Here is a 3,809-nt window from a genome sequence, read left to right as displayed (position 1 = left end):
CGGCCATGGTCAGGGGCCGCACCGAGCGGTTAAAAAAGGCCTGCCCGGCGAAGTACATGGCGCTGCCCGGCGTGGTGTCGGCCTGCAGGGCGGAGAAGCTGGAATAGTAGCGCACCCGGTTGTTGTTGGGCGGCGCGTCGAAGTCCGGGGTCAGAAACACCATGAGCGTCATGTCAGTGGCAATCTCGGTCAGGGGCCGGGATATTGTCACTTCGACGTCAAGGTCGCGCGGCAGCGGATTTTTAGGGCATACAACGGGTATCTGGCTCATTATTGTTCTCCTTTGAGGCAGGAGCAGTCATCGGGGACTTCCCTGTCTGCTTTGGAATATTCAAAGTCTTCAATTTCCCCGGCGTACTTGATGCCACACTGCGAGATGTCGAACCATTCCGCCGGGTAGTCCGCGCCGAAACAGGCGTAGAACGAAAGATTGAAGAAGCATCGGGCTTGTATCCGCCCTCGAAAAGCCGTGCTGAGGTCTTGTACGGCATCAGTGCCGCCATAACCGAGAACCTTCCAGAGGTCGAAAGAACGATCATCAGACTGCAAGGCTAGCACCGTCCGCACGGCGCTTTCAAAAGCCTTCGGTCCCCAGAAGGAAATTTGCACAGTGCACCAGCTTTCGTGGCGCAAGTGTTGGGTAATTGGCCTCGCCTTGTCCGGGTCCGGCCCGGTCGGCGCGGTGTAGTCGCCGACATTTTGCGGCAACAGCTCAAAGTCTTTCCACCACAGAGAGCAGTACAGGCCCTCGGACGGGCGCGGCCCCCCGGAGGTCTCCCAGATGACGCGGCCGGAGCCGAGCCCGGTGAGGCCCTCCAGAACGGAGACCAGCAGTTTTTTGACGTCCTCGGGTGTCAGAATCATCGGAAATACCGTACCGCTTCGTAGAGGTTGAAGTTGGTGTTGCCGAGCATGAAGCCGGTGCCTACGACCCGAAAACGGTAGCCATGATACTCAACGTAGCTTTGCCGCTGCTCCTGGCCTGCGTTGTCTATGTCCGTGAAGTACAGCGTTTCTTTGGTATGCAAGCTTATGCCTGCCGCCGAAGAATCGCCCTCCTTATACAGTTCCAGTCGTGCCGGAGACATGGCCAGCACGATGGCGGGAAGGGATTGCGGCCTTGGCACAGGATCGGTCTCGGTCCATTCGCCGTCCACATAGCTGCCGGTGGTATCGAGCACCGTGACGGGCAACGGGGTGCCGAAGGTCTGGAGCACCGAATCAAAATTCATAGGCAAAGTGCTCATGTTGTCCTCGCTCTGACGTCGCTGGTGACATAATTCCCTAAATCTCCTGTATCAGTCAGAGGAGATTTTCCTTCACCTTTCCGAGCAATCGTTTCTGGCGAGTTTTCTACCCAGTCTCCGTCTACAATCGCTTTCTGTACTTCGGCTTGCCCCATCGCCGCCGCAGCTTTCAATACAGTTTTCAGTTCTATTTCTCCCGCGTTGATGCGCTTGACGGCATCTTTCATCATCTGCTTGAATTTGGGCTGCATGTGCGTGGACGCCAAATCCATGAAGGCGCGGCGAGGAATGTTCTCTGTCCCATAGTTGTTCCAAATGGCCACCTGGAGGATGCTCGCCCCATTTTCGTAATGGGGACTACCAACCCCTTCTTTGCCCCTCGGATACCCAACTACAGCTTCAAGTGGTTCTTGCTTGTAGCGCAGCTTAAGCTTCTCAAGCCAACCGGGGCTTCTCTGTGTGGTTTTAGCAGAAAACATGGTTATCGCTCCAAAGTTGCACTGGTATCCGGCGAGTAGACGATACCGCCAGCCGGAATCACCGTGTAGAGCAGGTTCAGATACTTCATACCGTAGGTCGTGCGCCCGAAGTCCGCGAGAATGGGGTCGTCGCCCGTGAGCATGGCCGAGGTCGTCGTGCCGATGGACACGGAGCTCGTGCTCGCCGCCTGGTTATTCACCGTGCCCACGTCGTAGGGGCTGCGCATGCCGAGTTCCGCGCATTTTCCGGCGATGTTGTATTCAAGCGCCAAATAGTGAGCGCACCAGAGTCCCTGCGCCATCTCGTACCACTTGCCCCAGGCGCCGGGATTCAGCATGAGCACGGATTGCCGGAGCTGCCGGTTTACCGCTGCGGGCGGCACATCGGCAAACTCCGGGTAATCCGCTATGAACGTGTCATAGATGTAGGCCATGGCCTTATGTCCTTACGCCTTCGCAGCTGCCGTGGTAGCGGCCCTGGTGCCCCTCGCCCTGGTCGCGGGCGGTTCCGGGGTCTTGACCTCGGAGCCTTCAGCTATCGGCCCACCGCTCTGATGCTCAACAACAGTTGGAGCGCTGGCCAGCTTCCCGGTGGCGGTTCCGACCGGAGTTTGCAGACCATCGACGGGCGCGGCCGTCTTCAGGTCGGCGGGCGGTTCCGGGGTCTTGACCTCGGTGCCTTCTTCGCCGTCGCGGATTTCGCTCAAGCGGAAGATGTCGTTGTCCACAAAGCGCTGAAAGGTGCGGCTTTTGAACATGGCCCGGATTTCGTCCTCTTTCGCAGATGGTACGGTCCAGATTTCCCGAGGCTCAAGAAACTTGATGCCGTCTTTCAGGGTAATGCCGCGTTGGGTATTGGTGCAGTTGGTCAAAATCATGTTTGTGCCCTCCTTAAATGCCGTCGGCGTACATCATGGAACCCTGCTGGCGCACATGGAACGAGCCGATTTTCATTTCCGCGTACAGTTCAGCGGCCAAGGGGGCCGGGATGGGCTGCGAGAGCAGATACGGCAAAGGGAACGGCATGCACTGATTTTCCCGGCGGCGATCCATAGCCACCAGGCGGTCTGTATCACCCGCGCCCGCGCCCGCGAGATAGCGGGAAGGACGGATGTCCAGTTCTTTGCCTGTGAGCTGCGTCATGATGTTGTTCTTTTTGAGATATTCCATCGCAGTCATGGCCGTTCCGGTGTTGCCGATGACGATGGGGGTCTCGTTGAGCAGGGTGTACTGCGTGAGGGGGATGAACACCGTGAGCGGCTTCATGATGGTGCGGCTGTTCACCCACATGGCGTTGAGCACCGCGTTGACGTCGCGCACCATCTCGATGCCGGTCTTGGTGCTCCATTCGGTATCCCCGCCCGCGCCCGCGCCCACCATGACGGAAGTCACGCCCGGGTAGTTAATCCAAGGCTGAAAGCCGATGGATTTGTTCCCGAAGATGACCGAGGTTTCGGTGAGGTTGTCCGCCGCCTTGCGCATGGCTTCGCCCAGGTCCTGGGCCAGGTTTCCGTTGAAGCCGAAATCGTATTGCCGAGCGTCCTCGTTGGTGATGACCGCGCCGACAGCGGCATACGCGACGGGAACCTGCACGGCCCCGGCGCTCTGGCCGACCTTGGGAATGTTGTCGTTAGGGCCGTTGCCGATGAAGGCAGCGGCGCCGTGCTTGTCGCGGGTGATGTAGGCGTAGCTGGTGGCCCCGGCGTTGATGTCTTGCATGACCTGCGTTTCGTCGAGGATACCGTACCACTCATAATCCGGGTATTCGACGTCGTAGAAGCTGGAATCCACCTGAGTGTGGATGGAAAAAGCGATGTCGGCAGCCTGCACGTTGCCCTGGGAGCCGTAGCTCGGCCCGTTTCCGTATCTGGACATGGTTGTGGTCCTCCTTACATCAGCTCGACGAGGGCAATCCCGTCGGCGGCCGCGCTTTTGAATTTCATGGTGGTGATGGCGACGGTGCTGGCACCTGAAGCCGTGGCAAACTTTCCAGCGTTGGCGGCGTCGGTGTGTACGTAAACCGCGCCGTCAATGGCGGGCTGCGCGCCGTCCGCAAGCTGCACCCAGACGCGACCACCGGAGA

8 protein-coding genes are annotated in these 3,809 nt (G+C 58.9%); all 8 read right to left on the bottom strand.

The window, feature by feature from the left end; genetic code table 11:
• On the bottom strand, positions 1-271 hold a 271-nt coding region (locus V6C07_RS00720), incomplete at its 3' end, for a hypothetical protein (RefSeq protein WP_333534453.1).
• Complete coding sequence (locus V6C07_RS00715; protein WP_333534451.1) at positions 271-864, bottom strand: phage neck terminator protein; 594 nt, start codon at positions 862-864, stop codon at positions 271-273. The genes V6C07_RS00715 and V6C07_RS00720, both read right to left, overlap by 1 nt.
• Positions 861-1,247, bottom strand: coding sequence for a hypothetical protein (locus tag V6C07_RS00710; RefSeq protein WP_333534449.1), 387 nt, complete (start codon positions 1,245-1,247; stop codon positions 861-863). The genes V6C07_RS00715 and V6C07_RS00710 overlap by 4 nt, the downstream gene beginning before the upstream one ends.
• Complete coding sequence (locus V6C07_RS00705; protein WP_333534447.1) at positions 1,244-1,726, bottom strand: hypothetical protein; 483 nt, start codon at positions 1,724-1,726, stop codon at positions 1,244-1,246. The genes V6C07_RS00710 and V6C07_RS00705 overlap by 4 nt, the downstream gene beginning before the upstream one ends.
• Before the next feature lie 2 nt (positions 1,727-1,728).
• Positions 1,729-2,160, bottom strand: coding sequence for a DUF4054 domain-containing protein (locus tag V6C07_RS00700; protein WP_333534446.1), 432 nt, complete (start codon positions 2,158-2,160; stop codon positions 1,729-1,731).
• Between the two features lie 12 nt (positions 2,161-2,172).
• Positions 2,173-2,604: a hypothetical protein gene (locus V6C07_RS00695; protein ID WP_333534445.1), complete on the bottom strand. Its 432-nt coding sequence runs from the start codon at positions 2,602-2,604 to the stop codon at positions 2,173-2,175.
• A gap of 13 nt (positions 2,605-2,617) precedes the next feature.
• Entirely contained in the window at positions 2,618-3,601 is a 984-nt protein-coding gene (locus V6C07_RS00690) for a major capsid family protein (RefSeq protein WP_333534443.1), read from the bottom strand.
• A 14-nt stretch (positions 3,602-3,615) separates the two neighbouring features.
• On the bottom strand, positions 3,616-3,809 hold a 194-nt coding region (locus V6C07_RS00685; protein ID WP_333534441.1), incomplete at its 5' end, for a structural cement protein Gp24.

The organism is Desulfovibrio sp. 1214_IL3152, from assembly GCF_036763055.1.
Lineage (GTDB): Bacteria > Desulfobacterota > Desulfovibrionia > Desulfovibrionales > Desulfovibrionaceae > Desulfovibrio.
This window is presented reverse-complemented; position numbering and strand designations above follow the sequence as displayed.